Source organism: Anaerosacchariphilus polymeriproducens, assembly GCF_003363435.1.
In the GTDB taxonomy this organism is placed as follows: Bacteria; Bacillota; Clostridia; order Lachnospirales; family Lachnospiraceae; genus Anaerosacchariphilus; species Anaerosacchariphilus polymeriproducens.
This window is the reverse complement of the sequence record NZ_QRCT01000019.1, coordinates 167,866-186,419: the sequence shown is the minus strand read 5'-3', so window position 1 is coordinate 186,419 and position 18,554 is coordinate 167,866. Positions and strand designations below refer to the sequence as shown.

The 18,554-nt window shown below is 32.6% G+C and carries 13 protein-coding genes; 10 read left to right on the top strand and 3 right to left on the bottom strand.

From position 1 onward, the window contains the following. The first annotated feature begins 43 nt into the window (after positions 1–43). From DWV06_RS08225 to DWV06_RS08210, 4 genes are all read left to right on the top strand, one after another. Positions 44–1,858 (top strand): autotransporter outer membrane beta-barrel domain-containing protein, encoded by a 1,815-nt coding sequence (locus DWV06_RS08225; protein ID WP_115481703.1) that lies wholly within the window; start codon positions 44–46, stop codon positions 1,856–1,858. Between the two features lie 444 nt (positions 1,859–2,302). Continuing rightward, positions 2,303–3,241: an NAD-dependent epimerase/dehydratase family protein gene (locus tag DWV06_RS08220; RefSeq protein WP_162300609.1), complete on the top strand. Its 939-nt coding sequence runs from the start codon at positions 2,303–2,305 to the stop codon at positions 3,239–3,241. A 149-nt stretch (positions 3,242–3,390) separates the two neighbouring features. Continuing rightward, positions 3,391–4,647 carry an AAA family ATPase gene (locus DWV06_RS08215; protein WP_115481701.1) on the top strand — a complete coding sequence of 419 codons (1,257 nt, stop codon included), beginning with the start codon at positions 3,391–3,393 and terminating at the stop codon, positions 4,645–4,647. Between the two features lie 2 nt (positions 4,648–4,649). Continuing rightward, positions 4,650–5,309 carry an RloB family protein gene (locus tag DWV06_RS08210; protein WP_115481700.1) on the top strand — a complete coding sequence of 220 codons (660 nt, stop codon included), beginning with the start codon at positions 4,650–4,652 and terminating at the stop codon, positions 5,307–5,309. Positions 5,310–5,395: 86 nt separating this feature from the next. On the opposite strand, the gene DWV06_RS08205 is transcribed toward DWV06_RS08210, so the two are convergent. Then, positions 5,396–8,512 (bottom strand): type 2 lanthipeptide synthetase LanM family protein, encoded by a 3,117-nt coding sequence (locus DWV06_RS08205; protein ID WP_115481699.1) that lies wholly within the window; start codon positions 8,510–8,512, stop codon positions 5,396–5,398. 90 nt (positions 8,513–8,602) lie between these two features. Continuing rightward, the gene (locus DWV06_RS18530; protein WP_115481698.1) at positions 8,603–8,851 is read right to left on the bottom strand and encodes a mersacidin family lantibiotic; all 249 of its coding nucleotides are present in this window, start codon (positions 8,849–8,851) and stop codon (positions 8,603–8,605) included. 197 nt (positions 8,852–9,048) lie between these two features. On the opposite strand from DWV06_RS18530, the gene DWV06_RS08195 reads away from it, so the two are divergent. Continuing rightward, positions 9,049–11,169 (top strand): peptidase domain-containing ABC transporter, encoded by a 2,121-nt coding sequence (locus tag DWV06_RS08195; RefSeq protein WP_115481697.1) that lies wholly within the window; start codon positions 9,049–9,051, stop codon positions 11,167–11,169. A gap of 79 nt (positions 11,170–11,248) precedes the next feature. Here the strand turns inward: DWV06_RS08195 and DWV06_RS08190 are convergent, their stop codons facing one another. Further along, a complete protein-coding gene (locus DWV06_RS08190) occupies positions 11,249–12,175 on the bottom strand; it encodes a polysaccharide deacetylase family protein (RefSeq protein ID WP_115481696.1) in 927 nt (308 codons plus the stop codon). Positions 12,176–12,614: 439 nt separating this feature from the next. On the opposite strand from DWV06_RS08190, the gene ccpM reads away from it, so the two are divergent. The 5 genes from ccpM (at position 12,615) to DWV06_RS08170 (ending at position 18,522) form a co-directional block, all read left to right on the top strand. Then, the gene (gene ccpM / locus DWV06_RS08185; RefSeq protein WP_162300608.1) at positions 12,615–14,060 is read left to right on the top strand and encodes a Cys-rich peptide radical SAM maturase CcpM; all 1,446 of its coding nucleotides are present in this window, start codon (positions 12,615–12,617) and stop codon (positions 14,058–14,060) included. Next, entirely contained in the window at positions 14,029–15,042 is a 1,014-nt protein-coding gene (locus DWV06_RS08180) for a P-loop NTPase family protein (RefSeq protein WP_115481694.1), read from the top strand. The genes ccpM and DWV06_RS08180 overlap by 32 nt, the downstream gene beginning before the upstream one ends. Positions 15,043–15,046: 4 nt before the next feature. Further along, positions 15,047–15,295: a hypothetical protein gene (locus DWV06_RS08175; RefSeq protein WP_115481693.1), complete on the top strand. Its 249-nt coding sequence runs from the start codon at positions 15,047–15,049 to the stop codon at positions 15,293–15,295. Positions 15,296–15,369: 74 nt separating this feature from the next. After that, the gene (locus DWV06_RS18350) at positions 15,370–15,534 is read left to right on the top strand and encodes a hypothetical protein (RefSeq protein ID WP_155522623.1); all 165 of its coding nucleotides are present in this window, start codon (positions 15,370–15,372) and stop codon (positions 15,532–15,534) included. Between the two features lie 117 nt (positions 15,535–15,651). Then, positions 15,652–18,522, top strand: a complete 2,871-nt coding sequence (locus DWV06_RS08170) for an ABC transporter permease (RefSeq protein WP_115481692.1) — start codon at positions 15,652–15,654, stop codon at positions 18,520–18,522. Positions 18,523–18,554 lie beyond the last annotated feature (32 nt).

Below are 18,554 nucleotides of genomic sequence, written 5' to 3'. Positions count from 1 at the left end.
CCAATAATGGACATTAGAATTGAGGAATAGGAAGGTGGTTAATATGCAACATCAGAAATGTAAAAACTTATATGGTCTTATGATAATAATACTTTTTACAATAGGAGCCGGTGGTTGTGCCAGTACTTCGGCTAACCAAGTAAATGAGGAAGGTCTTCAAGTAGAGAATACGTTTGTTTTTACAGATAATACCGATGAAGAATTGGTATCTACAACGATTACAGGAATTGTTAATAGCATGGATGGAAATGAAGTTACACTTGCTATTGGTAATAAAGGTGGAATGATGGGAGGTACTCCACCAGATTCAAAAGGTTCACCATCAAGTATAGAGACACCAGATTCTACTACTTCTTCGCAAAACAAAACCGGTGTTCTGACCATTGGAGATGAGTCAGTTCTTTCCAAAGATGGAAAATCTGCTTCACTATCAGATATTACCGAAGGAAGTATGATTTCTATTACGTTTGATGAAGATGGAAAAATTACAGAAATTATCATTTCTAAGGGTGTTGGAATTGGTGGAATGGGAAACGAACAGTCAAATGATGAGGTAAGCTATGATGCAGTAAAGGAGTATACAGAAGATACGACTGTAGATGGAGAAAGCTTTTCGTCTACAGGAACTGATGAAAATGCAATTTTAGTATCGAATGGAGCGAAGGTCGTTTTAAATGACATTACGCTGGATCGAAGCTCCAGTGACAGTACAGGTGGAGATAATTCTAGTTTTTATGGTGTAGGTGCAGGCCTTTTAGCTACCAAAGGAAGCACTTATGTGAAAGGTGGTACTTTTAACACAGATGCAGCAGGTGGTACAGGTATTTTCTCCTATGGAGAAGGTGTAACTTATGTGGCAGATGCAGATATTCATACGAAGCAGAATACATCCGGTGCTATTCATGCGGCAGGTGGCGGTACGTTATATGCCTGGAATTTGAATGCGGTAACGGAAGGTGAGTCATCAGCAGCAATTCGGAGTGACCGTGGCGGTGGTAAGATGGTGGTAGATGGTGGTACCTATACCAGTAACGGTGTTGGTTCACCAGCAGTTTACTGTACAGCAGATATCGCTGTAAATAATGCAACGTTGACTGCAAATGGTTCAGAAGCAATTTGCATGGAAGGTTTAAATTCCATTCATCTTTATGACTGTAGTATAACCGGAAAAATGCAGGATTTAGAACAGAATGATACGACATGGACAATGATTGTATATCAAAGTATGTCAGGCGATTCCGAAGTGGGTAATAGTACGATGCAGCTCGTAGGAGGAAATATTACTTCAGAAAATGGTGGATTTCTTTATACAACAAATACGGAATGCAATATCCTTATGTCAGATGTGGATATTGACTATGCAGATGACAGTGAATTCTTCCTGCAATGTACAGGAAATACTAATGACCGTGGATGGGGTGAAGCCGGTGCAAATGGTTCAGATTGTATATTTACTGCAGATGATCAGGATATGGAAGGCAACGTTATTTGGGATAGCATCAGTGATTTGGATTTTTATATGAAAAATGGCAGTAAACTGACAGGTGCATTCGTAGATGATGAAACTTGGGCAGGAAATGGCGGAGATGGTTATTGTAACGTATATATTAATTCCGACTCGACCTGGACAGTTACCGCTAACAGCACCGTAACAAATCTTTACAATGAAGGAACTATTGTTGATAAAGATGGAAATACCGTGACAATTTTGGGAAGCGATGGTACTGTATATGTTAAAGGAAATAGTGAATATACGATTACGGTAAGTTCTTATGGTACAAGTGCTGACTTCTCCGGTGCATCAAATGCTGACAGCTATTCTGATTACGTAGTAAGCAGACCAGCTGAGCTGAACTAAATAATTGCTTCTTTGATATTATTATAAAAAGTAAAGCGTCAGGAAGTATGGGGAAGTGTTTGTATTACTAGATTTTTTTCTGAAATATGTTATAATTATTATAGATTTTTTAGAGAAAGCAGAGGACTTTATCGTGGTTTTATTAGCTAAATTGCATGCTCAATGCTTTAAAAACAAGACTCAATGCACAGGAAGAAAGAAAAGTCAAATAATTGGTACATAGAATAATTCAAACTTAGAAATAAAGAGAAATTTGGTTCTTCATCTGAAAACAGATTAGAATCAACTTTCTCTTTTTAACTTATTTAACGTCAATTAAGAAATATTAAACCGCATAACTGTTTGGTTACAATCTTGGAAATAGATGATTTTAAAACTAGTCCAGATGCGCAATACTTTAATTTTACAAAACATATAATGCGATAAATGAAAGGAGAAAATATAATGAATATATTAATTATGGGTGGAACAAGGTTTGTGAGTAAATCATTAGCAATTTTTCTTATAGATAAAGGGCACAAGGTATCAATTTTTACACGTAATAAGATACCTGTAGATTATACTGGAATCGTAGAGCATTTTATAGGCGACCGAAAAATATTAGCTGATTTACAGAAGATTAAAGAAATAGATTTTGATATTGTATTTGATATTTCAGCATATGAACTTTTAGATGTAAAGAACTTATTTTCATGTTTAAATAAAATAAGTTTGAAAAGATATATTTTTTGCAGCTCTGGATCGGTATATTCTCCAACGATAGAAATGGCTAAAGAATTTTCAGAGTGTGGATATAACCAAAATTGGGGAGAGTATGGATTAAACAAATTAAAAATTGAAGAGTTTTTAATGAAAGAGTTTGAGAAATATGGATTACCAATTTCTATAGTTAGACCAACATATATTTATGGAAAAGGAAATGTACTTTATAGAGAGGCCTTCTTTTTTGAACGAATAATGCAGCAGAAAATTATTCCAATACCAGATAGTGATTCGAAAATACAACATATTTATATAGATGATTTATTAAAGATATTTGAGGAGTTAATGTATTTAGATAAAGCGAATGGACAAGTATTTAATGTGACACATCCAGAAGAAATATCATGGGAAAGTCTTGTGAAAACAGCAGCTTCTGTGGTTGGAACTGAGGCGAAAATAAAAAAAGTCAACTATGTTGGAAAATTGAAACCGAGAGAGTTTTTCCCGTTTAGAGATTATACATATTTATTAAGTATAGATAAGTTGAAAGAATATAATGTATCTACTCCTGAAATTGACCTAAAAAAAGGATTAGAACTGTCTTATAATTGGATTATTGATGAAAAATGGAGAATATCAGATGAAATAATGTGTAAAGTTGAAGAAGTTATTAAAATTTAAATTAATCATGAGGGAGAGTTGATTTTTTCGACACTCCCTCTTTAAAACCATATAAAATACTGCAAAGTGAGAAAAAATCACATTTATATGTTGAATTTAATCTGAAAGAGGTTATAATAGAATATAGAATAGAAGGTGAGGTAGATACTATGTTAATACAGTTCAATTTTAAAAATTATAAATCCTTCAGAGATGAAGCTACATTAGATTTATCCGCAGCCAAAATGACAGAATTTTCAGATCGTGTTGTTTGCATCGGAAGTGAGAAAATATTACCGGTTGCAGCAATTTATGGAGCGAATGCCAGTGGTAAGTCAAATGTCTACAATGCATTTGAATACATGACAGAATATGTAGTAGAATCATTTAAGTACGGTGACGAAGAAGAAAAATTTACAGAATATAGACCAACTCCATTTTTGTTTGATAACAGATCAGAACATGCAGAATCTAGTTTTGAAGTCTATTTTATAATTCCTGGTGATGAAGCGGAAAAATCGTATAATTATGGATTCTGCGTTGGTAAAGAAGGAATTACAGAAGAATGGTTAAATGTAAAAGCAAAAACAGCAAGAAAATATAGCCCTGTATTTTATCGTTCAGAGGATAATTTGGATCTGTCGGGTATATCTAAGAATAGCAGAGAGAATATTGAGGTTGCATTAGAAAAGCAGGTTCTGATTGTATCCTTGGGAGCTAAATTAAAGGTTGCAAAATGCAAAGCAATCCGTGATTGGTTCTTTACAAATCAGTTTGCAGATTTTGGAGATGTGTTTACTAATTTTTTTATGTCGCGGAGGCTGCCAAAAGAATTTGTAGAAGACAAAAATGTGCAAAAGAAAGTGGTTGAATATTTTGCATCTTTTGATGAAAATATTAAAGACTTCCGCGTTGAAAAGATACCGGCAGAGGGAGACTCAAAAGAAGATAAATATAAAATTAATACACTTCATAAAAAGATAGAATCAGATGATATGGCAGAGATACCTTTTGCTATGGAATCTGCAGGTACCTTAAAAATGTTTGCTTTATATCCAGAGTTACAAGAAGTAATCAGTAAAGGAAGCGTATTTTTTATAGATGAATTGAACGCACGATTACATCCATTACTGGTAAGAAATTTTATCCTTACATTTATAAATCCACAAATAAATGTAAATCATGCTCAATTAGTATTCACAACTCACGATACCTGGCAGTTATCTAATCAGTTGCTTAGAAGAGATGAAATTTGGTTTACAGAAAAAAGTTATCAAGGGGTTTCAACACTATATTCACTGGCTGATTTTGTAGATGAAGATGGAACTAGAATCCGGAAGGATGAGAGTTACGAAAAGAACTACCTGGTAGGTAAGTACGGCGCAATTCCAACCTTAAAGAGTATTGACATTTTTAAGGAGGTTTAATAGTGGCAAGATACGAAAGAACAGGTAATCGAAAAACAAGAGAACAACGCAAAAAAGTCAAAGTGCCTGAATTAGGCTACTATCTAATTGTTACCGATACAGAGGCTACAGAACGTTGCTATTTTAATGGCATACGTGATAGTCTGCCAATGGAGATAAAAAATAAATTAGTAATTCGTGTAGTAGAAACCAAAACACGTGACATGATAGACAAATGCATGGCATTGACATCATATGAGGCGCAATACCGTATGCCTTGGATTGTATTTGACAGAGATCAAGTGAAAGATTTCGATGATATAATAGGTGAAGCAAAAGAAAAGGGAATCGGAGTAGGCTGGTCGAATCCATGTTTTGAAATCTGGATGTATGCCTATTTTGGTTCTATGCCTGCAATGCATGAATCATGGACATGTTGCTCTGAATTTGGGAAAGTGTATGAAATTAAAACGGGGCAAAAGTATTCCAAGGCTGATATTGGTATATATTGTAGAATCTGCAAAAATGGTGATGAAGAGAAAGCTGTCAGAATTGCCCAGCAGAAATTAGAGCAGTGTATGAGAGCTGGAAAAATGAAACCATCAGAGATGTGGCCGTGTACAACGGTGCATGAGTTGGTGGGACAGATGAAAAGAAAGATAAAAAACCCAAAACTCTCATAAAAAATCAAGGTGAAACTTCAATAATAGAAATTAACCTTGATTTTTCTTTAAAAAGCAAAAGGAGCTTAGCTCTCCATAACCCCAAATTAGTTATATTGAGACACTTCTTCATTATTGATGCTTAATATTAGAACACTTTGCACTTTTTCAGGAGCGTATAATCTAAGCAATTCGTAACCGATTCCGCTTAAACCTGTAAGCAAACCAACAGGAATAAAGCTAGGAATGGTTGGTATGCGGAATTCTTTTGTGAATTCACGATAAGAAAAAATATTCTCTAACTTTTTATGGATGATTTCAAGGGTTTCCCTTTTGTTTGTTAATTCATAGTAGTATAAAAGGAATTCAATATCTTTAAAGTTTCCGTTGTTTAATGTATCATTTTCCTTCATTTCTTCACATAAGGAAGTTGAAATCAATTCAATTTCTGACAACATTTTGTCATCTTTATAGAAGTCAAGCATCATGAAACGAGTCATTCCTAAGTCGGCTTTGAATTTCTTTTCTTTTTCAAATGAATTTCTTTGATAATTTAATAATTCGATCGCTTTCTTTTTGAAACTTTTATTTTTGGTATAGAAACTTAATTTAAACAAGGAAAAACAAATTTCACCAACTTCATAGTCCATTTCACTGAAAAGAGCTGTATCGCTTATCAAAGAAAGTTTAGTTATCAAGTTTGAACCGATTTTTTCTGCTAAATTAAGATAGCTTTCTTTTTCAAAAAGATCATAGGCGTTTAATATATTCTGAATCAATCCCGCAATTCCTGTAGACCAGTCTGCATGCTCAATTTGCTCCAGGTTTTCATCAATGTAAGCTATTATTTCTTCAATATCTGTTTGATATAATTCTTTTTTTGTATCTTTATAAAGTATTAGTAATGGCAATAATAAAGATCCACGTCCCTTATAAGAATTTAATTCAGTTACATATCGAGATTTTACAATTGCGAGTGAAAGGGCTTTTTCGGAGGTTTCTTTATAGATTAAGCGGCTAGTCAGTTTGTACAATTGGTGAAAGTATAAAGATATTCCAGCTAATCCGCTGTATAAACTTTCATCAACATCTGCGGGCTCCCATACTCCGCTTTTGTTTTGTATGACATCACTCCAAGTGATTGTTTGCTTATCGTTGGAATAAATTGCTTGTTTTAATATTTCATCCGCTATTTTGCAGGACTCATCTAATAGATTAATTTCATTATGTGATGTTTCTTGAAGAATGTTTTTTGCAAATTTCTTATTTTTCGTTTCTAAAATCTGTTTGCTGACATTTCCATATTCTCCAAAGCTTATTATCATGTAGGAAACTTGTTTATCAACTTCTGCCTTATCTAGATTCTTAATTCGGGTCATAGCTCTGCTTAAACTGGATTCTTCAAAATAATCTTTTATGATTACCCCTTTGCTGGTGATCAAATCCCTTGAGTCCGGATAAGTGAAAAAAATTGGGACATCGTCAAAATACATATCATCAATTTCATGCTTTATAATTTCTTTGTTTTTATAAGGATATCCCCATAAATTTTCGAATAGTTTTTCTCTTTCAAGGAAACTCTGAGTACAATTTGGATGATATGAAAAATCTAACATGACTACATATCGTTGGGTGCTTTTCATTATCTGACGCACCAAAGTTCCTTGAAACATCTGGAAGATACCTTCCTTACCAAGAAACAAATTTTTGTTTTCAATTATAAAATTACTTGTTTTTTGAAAACCTTCAATGATATACTTTGAATATTTTGTGAATTTGACTTTTTCGTTTTTTAACATTGGTAAATTATTCGAGCCGATACGAACATAATCTTGATATTCATATTTCATTTCATCAGTGTATAAATTTGAAGGTAGCAAAACTTTAAATGGTAACTTTTGATCTCCACCGTTTAAACCGCTAATGTCAATTCCTTTTCCTTCTAAATTGTTAGAAAATGCTATAAATGGAAGCAGACCGGTGTTAATTACAGAATCAACGATATCCTTTCTAGCGGAGACATCCGCACGATCCATAAATTCAAGTGGAATAATCTGTTGAAATAAAGTTTCCAGATCGATTATATTTGGATAGGAGCCATTCGCAATGATATTTTCTAAATGGAAGTCATTTCCACAAAGTATGTGCATAATCGCAATAATCTGACCAAACCTTATATAATAATCTTTTACTTCTTCTTGGGAATTACATGATTTGTAATCAATAAACGTTTCAAACGTATAATCTTGTCTGTAGACACCTTGATTGACCGGAAGAGGAAGAAGTCCGCTCTTTTCGTTGAACCATTTTATAAACTCATGATATTTTTTTGTGATTTCTAAATTTCTAGGTTTATAAATAATGATAGTATTATTCTCAAATATAAATTGTATGACAGCATTTCCTTTTTGGTGAGAATCACCTTCGTTACATTTCATACTTTGAATTGACTTGTTAAATATATCTATATGGAGTATTTCTTTTATAAGATCAGCATTTTGGTCTAAGCGAGTGATTGCTTTAGTCAAATTTTCTACAAAATAGGATGTCTTGACTGTTAAAATTCGAGCTAATGCCGCATATTTTGCATAAAAACGAAGCAATGAATCAATGCTGTCAAAATTCTCCTTAATAAAAGTTTGGAATCTTTCTTCTGGTGTGTCACCTTTCAGAGTTTTCTTTTTCTTAGTAATATGCAACTCCATTGTTATTGATTTTTGCACAATATTGATAAGAGTGAAGAACAGTGCCTGCATAATTTCTCCAAATGCAGAATCACTTAACTCGATATTTTTTAATTTCCGTGTGCATTCTTCTATGTTGGAACTTGCCCAATATATAAAAGGACTTACAGGATATGAGATATCATATTGTAAGTTTTCTTTGTTTTCGTCTTTAAAATCATAAAAAAATTCTAAAATTGCTTTAAACCTTTCATACCATTCCATTTTTTCTAAATGGTCAAATATTAGTTTTTTTTCTTCTTCATTCAAATCTTTTATTGCAAAATTAAAATCATTTTCCGTAAACTTTTCAATTTTCAGTTTCATTAAGAAGGAATCTTTATCTGCAAGGTTTTTCCTGCTTTGCCAACTTTCAATATATTTTTTGTCGATTACTTTTATGTCCATTTTATGAGTCTTTAAGATATCGAATCGTTCTCTTGCAGTAAGAGAGTTAACAAATTGAAATTTATATTCATCTTTCATTATTTTTTTTTCCATGTATTGGTACCACCCCTATGTATTTTTTTGAATCGTAAATGTATCTAGTGACTTCAATTGAAGCCACTAAATACATGATATGTACCTCTTTTATCGACGTCTAAATGTCATTGCTGAAGAAATACTGAATGAAAAGCTTGGAGCTGAAGAGGATGAACTTGATGATGAGGTTGATGATTCAGAAGATGAATCTGGTACCGAACTGCTTGAAGAATGTGAGTGAGAGTGTGAATGAGAATGTCCTCGTCCACTTCCCTGTAAAGCCGCCATTTCTTCAATAGAAAGATCCTCAAATGCTGGTCCCACCGGACTGTTAAAATCGTTTTTAATTTTTGCCATACTTAATTCCTCCTATACATTATATAATTGTTAATATTTACATAATAATTATACATTATGTATACTAATATTTACATAACATATTATTGACAAAATTCGACATGCGGATATTTAAACTTAAAATAATGTAAATAAAATTTGCAAAAAAGTGAATTACATGTCATAATGTAGCTGATAAAAGAAGGGGTTGTATAAAAATGAAGAAAGTACGTTTTATAGAACAGATGGAACATAGCGAGTGTGGGCTGGCATGTGTTTCTATGTTATGTAACCATTATCAATATAATATTAATCTTTCAAAATTAAGGGAAATATATGGTGTTCCAGTAGGGGGGTACACTTTATTTCAATTAAAACAAATATTATCCGATTTTAAGATAGAATCAAAAGGGATAAAAATACTGGATTTGGATGCGCTTGATAAGTCTTTTTTCCCATTCATTGCATTTTGGGAGAATAAACATTTCGTCATAGTAGAACGAGCAGGCAGGAATAAAGTACTGATTGTAGACCCGGCCTCAGGAAGGCGATGGATTGACAGACAGGAATTTAATAAGAATTTTTCTCAAAGTGCATTGATTGCAAAGCCTGGCGAAGAGTTTCAATCATATAAAGATTCGAATTCTGTGCATTATTTTCTTTCTATTTTGAAAAAGAATAAACCGTTATTAGTTAAATTGTGTTTGACTTCTATATTGGTTCAAGCAATTAGCCTGTTTATTCCAATTGCCATGCAGCAATTAATTGATAAGGTGATCGCAACAATTAATATGAGTTTTCTAAATAAAGTCGGTATATGTATTGTCTTTTTTGGGGTACTTTTTTATTTTTTAAATTTGTTTCGAAGTTTTATGATTGTAAAATTACAAGTTTTATTTGACAATGAACTAATGACTAAATTATTATCTCATTTACTGAATCTGCCTTATTCATTTTTTACAAATCGTTCTACTGGTGAATTGTTATATAGGGTAAATTCTAATTTGATTATCAGGCAGATTTTAACACAGCGTTTTGTGTCGATTTTTATAGATTCTTTATTGATATTTATATATTTGTTTATGATGTTCAATTATTCTGCTTCTTTGTCAATTATCGTGTTGGTAGTTAGCTGCATTTTGATTTTAGTTTCCGTTTTTCATAGTTATAAAATAAATCAAATTACAAATTTAGAATTATTACAGCAGACACTCGTTCAAAAATCATTGAATGAAACAATTAATGGCATTATGACGATTAAATCGATGGGTAAGGAAGAAGTATTTTATTCCAATTGGAAAGAACCATTTAATCTTCAATTAAAACATTCCAAAGAAAAAGGAAATTGGTCAGCTGTTTTATCTAATATTTCCAATATTATACAAATTGTCTTTCCGATATTTTTGATATGGTATGGCAGCTTCAGTCTTTCTGAAAGCTTTTTTACATTAGGAATGTTAGTCGCTTTTAATACGCTTGCTTCTTCCTTTATGCAGCCGGTCATTTCTCTTAGTTCTTCTTATACGGATATTATGGTTTTGAAAACATATTTAAATAAATTATATGATATTATCAATACGAATACGGAGCAGGGATTGCTTGAAGAATCGCATCAAATAAAAGATGGTGATATAAATTTAGAAAACATTTATTTTAAATATTCAATGTTTGATGATTATACGTTGAAAAATTTATCATTAAGAATTACACCAGGCGAGAAAATAGCAATCGTTGGAAAAAGCGGATCTGGGAAGAGTACGCTTTTAAAAATATTGTTGGGTCTTTATCCTCCTCAACAGGGGAATGTTACGATTGATGGAGTTAATGTGAATCATATTAATATTCGAGATTATAGAAAGCAAATTGGAATTGTTCTACAAGAACCTCAATTATTTAATAGTACGATAAAAGAGAATATAATTTTTGGAAATAAAGATATCGATGATAAATATGTGAATGCTGTTTCTAAGAAAGCAGGGATTGAAGAAATTATAAAAAGTCTGCCTTTAGGACTTGAGACAATTCTCTCAGAAAAGGGAATTAATTTGTCGGGAGGACAAAGACAAAAAATTGCGTTAGCTAGAGCTCTGATTCACAATCCTAAGATATTATTCATGGATGAACCTACAAGTTCTCTAGATAATGAAGCAGAAAAGGATTTTATGAATCAGATATTTAAATTGGATACGACCTGCGTCGTGATTTCCCATAGATTAAGTACGATTGATAAATTTAATCGAATCCTTGTTATGGATCATGGTGAAATTGTTGAGCAGGGTACGCATAAGGAACTTCTAGATTTAAAAGGGTATTATTATAATATTTATAAAAATGGTTAATTGAATTATTTTAAAAATAGCTATGAAATAATGTTTGATACATTGTTTCATAGCTATTTGTTTCTTTATTTAACCTTACTTATTTTGTTATTGTATTCCATAGTACGTGGTCTGTTTTTAAATTGGTTAAATTGTTATAAGGAATTTCAATTTCTGCATAATCGCCACTAGCGTGAGATACAGGAATGGTGATTACTACACCATTATTGGTCCAATAAGAGAAATAGTCGATATCTTTGTTAACATCAGTAGAATCAGCATTGGTCAAATTTTGAATCCAGCCTTCATTATCTGTTGCATTTAGTTCTGATTTGACATATTCCAAAAGTTCTGGTGACTGCTCTTCATGTGGTCCTATGTATTTTCCCTGTTTTAATGAATCAGCTAAGTCTTGATTTATAGTTAAAAGATCGCTTAATTTTATGACTAATTGCTTCTTCAAATCGATATTTAACGTATAAATAAAATTGTTTGGATGTAATGATTGTTGATAACTCACATATCCTAAAAATCGAATGCTTAAGAAATCAGAATCTTGTTTCATCGCTTCATACTTTAGTTCATAAGTGACAGGATCTCCTTCTCCAGCAAAAGTTTGTTTATATCTTAAGGCATTTTCTTTGATAATTCCATTTATTTTTTCTTGTGCATCGGCATCTGTATAATTTGTAAGCTGTGGATATTCAATTATGACTTCATTCTCTTTGAATGTTTCAGACTTTAATTCGTATGTTTTTTCTGTAGTTTCTGTTTGTGTTTCTTGCTGTTCTGTCTGTTTCTTAGAATTTTCATCGTTCATTTCTTTTTCAGGTACTGCTTTATCTGCATTCTCTTTCGTTTGTTCAGGTTTAGCTTTATCTGCATTCTCCTTTGTTTGTTCAGGTTCTGTTGTAGTCTCTTGTGTTTGTGTTGGTGTTGTAGTTGTTGGCTTATTTTGTTTACAAGCTGCAAGACTACAGGTTAATGTCAAAATAACAATTAAAGTTATTATGTTTCTCTTTCTCATACTCATTTCCTTTCTATCATTAATTTTATGTATTGAAAAACATTAAAATCATAATATAAAGATGATAGAAAAGCAAGAAATAAGCGAGATTTAAAATACATGTAATATTATCTTAAAAAAATTCATGATATGGAAAAATGACTATGAAGAAAATGTCTCATTTTTATGGCCTGAAGAATAGTGCAGCCCTTGATGCGGTTTAAGCCTAAACATATCTTAAGCCAGATGAGTGAATAGAAGAAAATAAAAATGCACATATAAAACATGTAAAAATAAAATATGTTATACAATATGCATTAGTGTCATTGACTCATATGGTAAAAAATGGTAGAATTATGTAAAATAAGTATATAAAAATGTGAAAATAAAAGATATATTGCATAAATGAAATTCACTTATGTCAATTGAAAACAAATTTTATATTAACAGGGGTGTGAAAATGACAGAATATATATTTAAATGTTTTCGAACAAAACGAAATGGATATTTTTATGACAGACATAGAAATGAAATTGTAAAAGTAACAGATGAGGAATATGAGGAATTGTGTTTTGTTAATCAGGGTCGAATAAATCCAGAAAAAAGTAGTGTATTTCAAAAGTATCAACAACAAGGATTGTTTCAGGAAAACATAGTAAAAAAAATACAGCATCCAGAAACAGATTATTTAGAGCATCATATGAACAATCGATTAGGACAGCTTATCTTACAGGTTACGCAACAGTGTAATTTAAGATGTAGTTATTGTGCTTATTCAGGTAAATATAAAAATAATAGAACACATTCAAATAAAAGAATGACATGGGACATAGCCAAAAAGGCAATTGATTTTTACGTTGCAAGAATTATAGAAAAAGAAGAAGCCATTATTTCTTTTTATGGAGGAGAACCGTTATTAGAATTTGAATTAATAAAACAATGTGTAGCATATGCGAAAGATAAAATTCAAGGAAAACCATTAAGATTTGCTATGACAACTAATGGGACCCTGTTAACAGATGAAGTTGTGGATTTTCTTCAGAAAGAAAAGTTTGAGACATTAATTAGTCTCGACGGAGCAGAAAAAGAACATGATTGCAACCGAAAATATGCTTCAGGAAAAGGATCTTTTCAGGATATTATGAAGAATGTAAAAAGAATTAAGGAACGATATCCAGAGTATGGCACTACTTTAATGTTTAATACAGTTGTAAATCCTCAGGCAGATGTGAGAAATGTACAAAAATATTTTGATAATGATAAACTATTAGAAGAAAATCATATCTCTTTTAATTTATTAAGACCTAAAGATTTAGATGAAGTAATTCCTTATAGTAAAGAAGCACTTTGTATACGTAAATTTGAGTATTTGAAAGTGTTATTGGCATTGACTTATAAAGTTAAATTATCCAGTGTTAGTAAAATAGTAAGAGAAGGTATAGGAGTTCCGTTAAAATTTTATAAAGAAATGAGTAAAAAAACTAGATTAACGGAAGAATGTCATCACAATGGTCCATGTCTACCAGGAATTCAAAGGCTTTTTATAACGGTAGAGGGAAAATTCTTTCCATGTGAAAAAGTGGACGAGATGGTTGATGCTCATTGTATTGGTGACATTCAAAATGGATTTAGATTAAATAAACTGAAAGAATTATTAAACATAGGAAAGATTACAGAAGAAGAATGCAAACAGTGTTGGAATCTACAGAATTGTTCGATGTGTATTGACAATATAGAGTGTGTTGGAGAAGAGAAACAATGCAAAAGAAATAAATTAAAAGTATGTCAGGAAAAGAAAGAAGAGGTATTGCAAAATCTGTATGAATTGTGTGTATTGAAAGAATTAGGATGTGATTTTGAGGGGGCGTTTAATCGTGAAGAGTATGATGATATTTCCATATCATAGAGATTTAGATATTTTGTTAAAATACAAAGAAATGCTGAAAGATAGAAAAATTGTAAATATTCTTTCTTTTCCGGAGGATCAAGAAAGATTAGAAAAGTTAAAGGAAAAATATAAAATTAATAAAGAGTATGAGGAAACAGCGAATGAATTGTTGGTTTTAAATCCTGAAGAAGGAGTAATTTTCGAGAAATATAAAGAAAAGCTAGAAGAGTTAAAAAAGCAAGGAATACCGTTATGGTATCTAAAAACACAAAATGAAAATAGAATTAAAAATGTACATTTTTATAACGAAGATATTTATAAAAAACGACGATATTCGGTTCCAGTACCAATTATTGCTATCTTAGGACAAGGAATTAACTGCAGTAAATTTGAAACTTTGTTAATGACAAATCAAATAATAGAAAAAATGGGATATAAAAGTCTCGTCGTTTCATCCAATGAATTAGGAGGATTATTTGAGTTTTACAGCTATCCTGATAGTTTATCGAAGTTAAATGTTAGTTTAGAAGATAAAATCTTTTCAATGAATCATTATATTTATGATTTATATATGGAGGAAAAACCAGATCTTATTTTGCTTGAAATACCTGGAGGAATAATGAAAATGGGAGAAAAGGGTGAAAACCATTTTTCAGAGTACACACATGTAATTTCAAATGCTCTGGATATTGATAGTGGTATTATGAATTTATATTATACAAAATCATATGAAGAGTCTTATTTAAATAATATTCGTCAGTATTGTTTTTACAAATATGGAATTGAGATTGAAATGTTGCTTAGTGCAAGACAACGTACGGAATATAATATGGGGAGTGAATCATGGGATTATTTTTTTCTGGATGAATTATTTTTGAAAAGATTACAAAATGAGGATGGAAAAGAACAGAGTATACCAAATATTATTGAAGTAGATAGTTGTGTTTTAAAGATACAAAAAATAATTGAAGAATTTATAAATATATATGAGAGGATTTAATTATATGGATAGACACAGGAAAGTAAAGAGTACTATTACAAAAACAATAGAAGAAATCTGTGGAATAAAAATAGATGATGAGAAGTCTAATCTATTAGAGGATTATTTGGGGATAATTTTAGTAGATTGGCTTTATATTCTAGATGAATTACATAGGAAATATCATTATCCAGTTTATGAAATAATAGAAAGTATGGATTGTCAAAGTTTTACGGTTGAAGGATTAAGTAAAGAAATAAGTGAAAGAATATAAGTCTTTTGCAGTAACTTAAAAATCTATATTAGCACATGTAAAAAATCAACTAAAGAAGATATGGAGGAATATAAATGAAAAAACTAAACAAAAAAGTAAGAAATGAATTAGTAAGTGTAGGGGCAAATGCAAAGTGTTATTCTTGTGTAGTTTATGATTGTTTTGGTGCTCCAACACCTCGGAGGACTCAGGAAACTTGGCAGAAAAATATAAATATTAATTTCAGTAATCCAAGATAAAATAAACAAAATAAAATTATACATGTGCTTATAGAAAATATGGCAGAGAAGAAATATTTTTCTTTTCTGCCGAATTTAATTTGAATAAATGTAAAATAGAAAAAGGGATGGAAGAATATGACAAAGCGTTTAGTTTTATACTTAATTAGAAAAAGAGTCCGTACAGTTATTGTCTTAGGAATTTTATTCATAATCACTTTCATGGGGATACTATCTATTACGACTCAAGTTAACATTGAAAAGACTTTAGCTGCGTTAAGAGAAAAAACGGGAGCTTGTTTTGCGGTAGAAGGGAAACATGATAGAAATGTTCAGGAAAATTGGCATTTTGAACCTGCTTTAAGTGGAGGTACCAGTTTTTATATTGGTCCAGATGTAGATGAAGCACTTGTATCCGATATAATGGAGCAAGAGGGTTTACTAAGTTATGATCTTTATGGAAATATTCCAATGTATTTGGAGAATGGAAAAATTTTTCCTGGACTCTGGTCGGATGAATATGGTTTTTTTTACGATGGTCAGAAAGAAGAAGAACTACCTGCAAATGAATTAGATTTATTGTGGTATGGGAGGATGGCAAGAAATCAAATTGGATTACAGGGACATGCTGATATTTCAAAGGCAGTACAATTTCGCTCAGGTAATTATTCGTTAGCAGAAGGAGAATTTCCTTCTGGGAAGGATGCTTATGAAATACTGATATCAAAACAATTGGCTGAGTTAAATGGATTTCAAATTGGTGATTTCATAGAACTTTCACAAAAAAAATGTTCATGGGACTCAGAATCTATGAAAATGCAGGAAGAAGACTATTTTATAAATGAAAATGGACCATACAAGTGCAAAATTGTTGGAATTTATACCATAAATGTGGGAGGAGAGTATTCAAAATTAACACCAGAAGATTCTATTCCTAGGAATATTATTTTTGGTACTTTTCGGTTTTTAGACGAATTAAAAGATCCATGTGCAACATATGATACGGAAGAAAGTAAACCACATAAATATTTAAATGCCACATTTTTCGTAAAAGATGCAAATCAGTTAGATTCGGTTATATCAAATCTGATTCAAAAAAAAGTAGTAGATGAAACTTATTTTAAGATATACAAAGATAATACAGCATTCGCCCAAAGTGCCAACGCATTAAACAACATGCGTATCATCACCTGGATTCTGACAGTCCTCATCCTGGGTGGAGGGATTGCCCTCCTGCTTCTATTGGAGAAGATGTGGATAGAAGGAAGAAAGCGGGAAACCGGAATCTACCTTGCATCCGGAATAGGAAAGAAGCAGATTCTGGGTCAGTATTTCTTGGAACAGTTTTTTTGTCTGATTCCTGCAGTTGGGGTGTCCAGCATCTTGAGCGTTATAGTCGCACCAAAACTAGGACAACTTCTTTTTCGAAGCAGTGGAGGAGCGGAAGAGATTTTATTAAAAGATTGGAGTATTCATGTAGGGTGGATGCCAATTGTTATAGTGGCTTTGAGTTCCGTTGTTCTATGTGTTGTTGGAACTTTGATCCCGGGTAAAAAGCTGATCGAAATGAGTCCAAGAGAATTGTATTCGAACTTAAGTATTCCGGTAAGAATAAAAACAGGATGGAAGAAGAAGCGGGACAAGAAAGTACAGGAAGCGAGAAAGCAGAGATATTCCCGCTGGGACAAGGTTTTGGCTTCTCATCACTATGATTGTAGCAACTGGAAATGGAGATCAATTACCTATCTGGTACGAAACCGTAATCGGACAGTAGGGATGTTTTTGATTCTATTTTTAACTACTACATTACTACTTTCTTCCTTAGTGATTCAAGAAGCTGCGAGAGAAGGAAAGCGACAGCTGGCGTCTTCCATAGGAGCTAGTTTCCAAATAAAAAAGACGGAAGGAAAGAAAGTAACGCAGGAACTGGCAGATGCAGTGGGGAAAATGAAGGGCATTCGTTCTTATAATACCACAAGCATTTCAAGTCCAGCTACGAAAGATCTGCAGCTGATTCCGGGACATTTCGCCGGTTCCGGGGAGATTTGGGAGAAGGTACCGCGGGTCATCAGCTGCAATGCGAGTTCCAATGTTCACTTTTTCAGAGACGGAGAGGTGAAGATGAAGGAAGGCCGAGAGCTGGAACGTGACGATAGTAATGCGTGTTTGATTTCAGAAGACCTTGCGAAACAGAATAAGCTATCCGTCGGGGATTCGATAACGCTTTGGCTGGCAGAGGAACTGGCACCTGAGAAAAAGGAGAGCATCAATGAAGAAAAACAAGTAGAGATTGTAGGAATTTATTCCATTGAAACAACAGATTTAGTCAGTGATAAATCCACAGAAGCCGATAAATATGCCAATATGATTTTTACGGATGCGGTTACAGGGGACTGGCTTCAGACCAGACTTTATGGCTTGGAAACGGGGGAGGTCAATGACAATGCGGAGTTCTTCTTGTCAGACCCGGAACAAATGGAATCTATTCTAGCACAGATTCAAGAGAAGTATGAGGTTACAAAACAACAGTTGACAAAGAATGACAAAAAATATCAGGAAAGTGCTGCAAGTCTGACACAATTAGATTCCGTGATGAAGATCTTGGAAAAGGCTACTATCTTTATCAGTCTTTTCGTGCTGGCTCTGGTACTAACTCTATGGGCAAGGGAGAGGATTCAGGAAATCGGAATTTATCTTGCTGGAGGGATTGGTAAGAGAGAAATCCTGTTACAGATGTTAGGGGAAAAGTTATTGATCGGAATCACCTCCTTTTTCGCTGCTGTTATTGTAGTAGCAGCCTTTGGAACGACTTTAGAGCAGTGGATGAAGAACAGTGTGACGAAGGAAACCGCAGAAAGTCTTTCCGGTCTTCAAGTCTTTCCGGATATGAAGACACTATTTGTATCCTTTGGATTGGAAATGGGGATTGTTCTTTTAGCCGTAGGTGTTTCGCTCTTGGCTGTGATGCGGTTTAAGCCCAAACATATCTTAAGCCAGATGAGTGAATAATATAGTGGAAGTAGTAGAAATATAAATGGAGC

What these genes read in the sequence shown, in the direction of transcription:
- DWV06_RS08220 (WP_162300609.1), top strand. Translation starts at nt 2,303, where the DNA reads ATGAATATATTAATTATGGGTGGAACAAGGTTTGTGAGTAAATCATTA.
- DWV06_RS08175 (WP_115481693.1), top strand. Translation starts at nt 15,047, where the DNA reads ATGGATAGACACAGGAAAGTAAAGAGTACTATTACAAAAACAATAGAA.
- DWV06_RS08170 (WP_115481692.1), top strand. Translation starts at nt 15,652, where the DNA reads ATGACAAAGCGTTTAGTTTTATACTTAATTAGAAAAAGAGTCCGTACA.
- DWV06_RS08190 (WP_115481696.1), bottom strand. Translation starts at nt 12,175, where the DNA reads ATGAGAAAGAGAAACATAATAACTTTAATTGTTATTTTGACATTAACC.
- DWV06_RS18530 (WP_115481698.1), bottom strand. Translation starts at nt 8,851, where the DNA reads ATGGCAAAAATTAAAAACGATTTTAACAGTCCGGTGGGACCAGCATTT.
- DWV06_RS18350 (WP_155522623.1), top strand. Translation starts at nt 15,370, where the DNA reads ATGAAAAAACTAAACAAAAAAGTAAGAAATGAATTAGTAAGTGTAGGG.
- ccpM (WP_162300608.1), top strand. Translation starts at nt 12,615, where the DNA reads ATGACAGAATATATATTTAAATGTTTTCGAACAAAACGAAATGGATAT.
- DWV06_RS08195 (WP_115481697.1), top strand. Translation starts at nt 9,049, where the DNA reads ATGAAGAAAGTACGTTTTATAGAACAGATGGAACATAGCGAGTGTGGG.
- DWV06_RS08225 (WP_115481703.1), top strand. Translation starts at nt 44, where the DNA reads ATGCAACATCAGAAATGTAAAAACTTATATGGTCTTATGATAATAATA.
- DWV06_RS08215 (WP_115481701.1), top strand. Translation starts at nt 3,391, where the DNA reads ATGTTAATACAGTTCAATTTTAAAAATTATAAATCCTTCAGAGATGAA.
- DWV06_RS08205 (WP_115481699.1), bottom strand. Translation starts at nt 8,512, where the DNA reads ATGGAAAAAAAAATAATGAAAGATGAATATAAATTTCAATTTGTTAAC.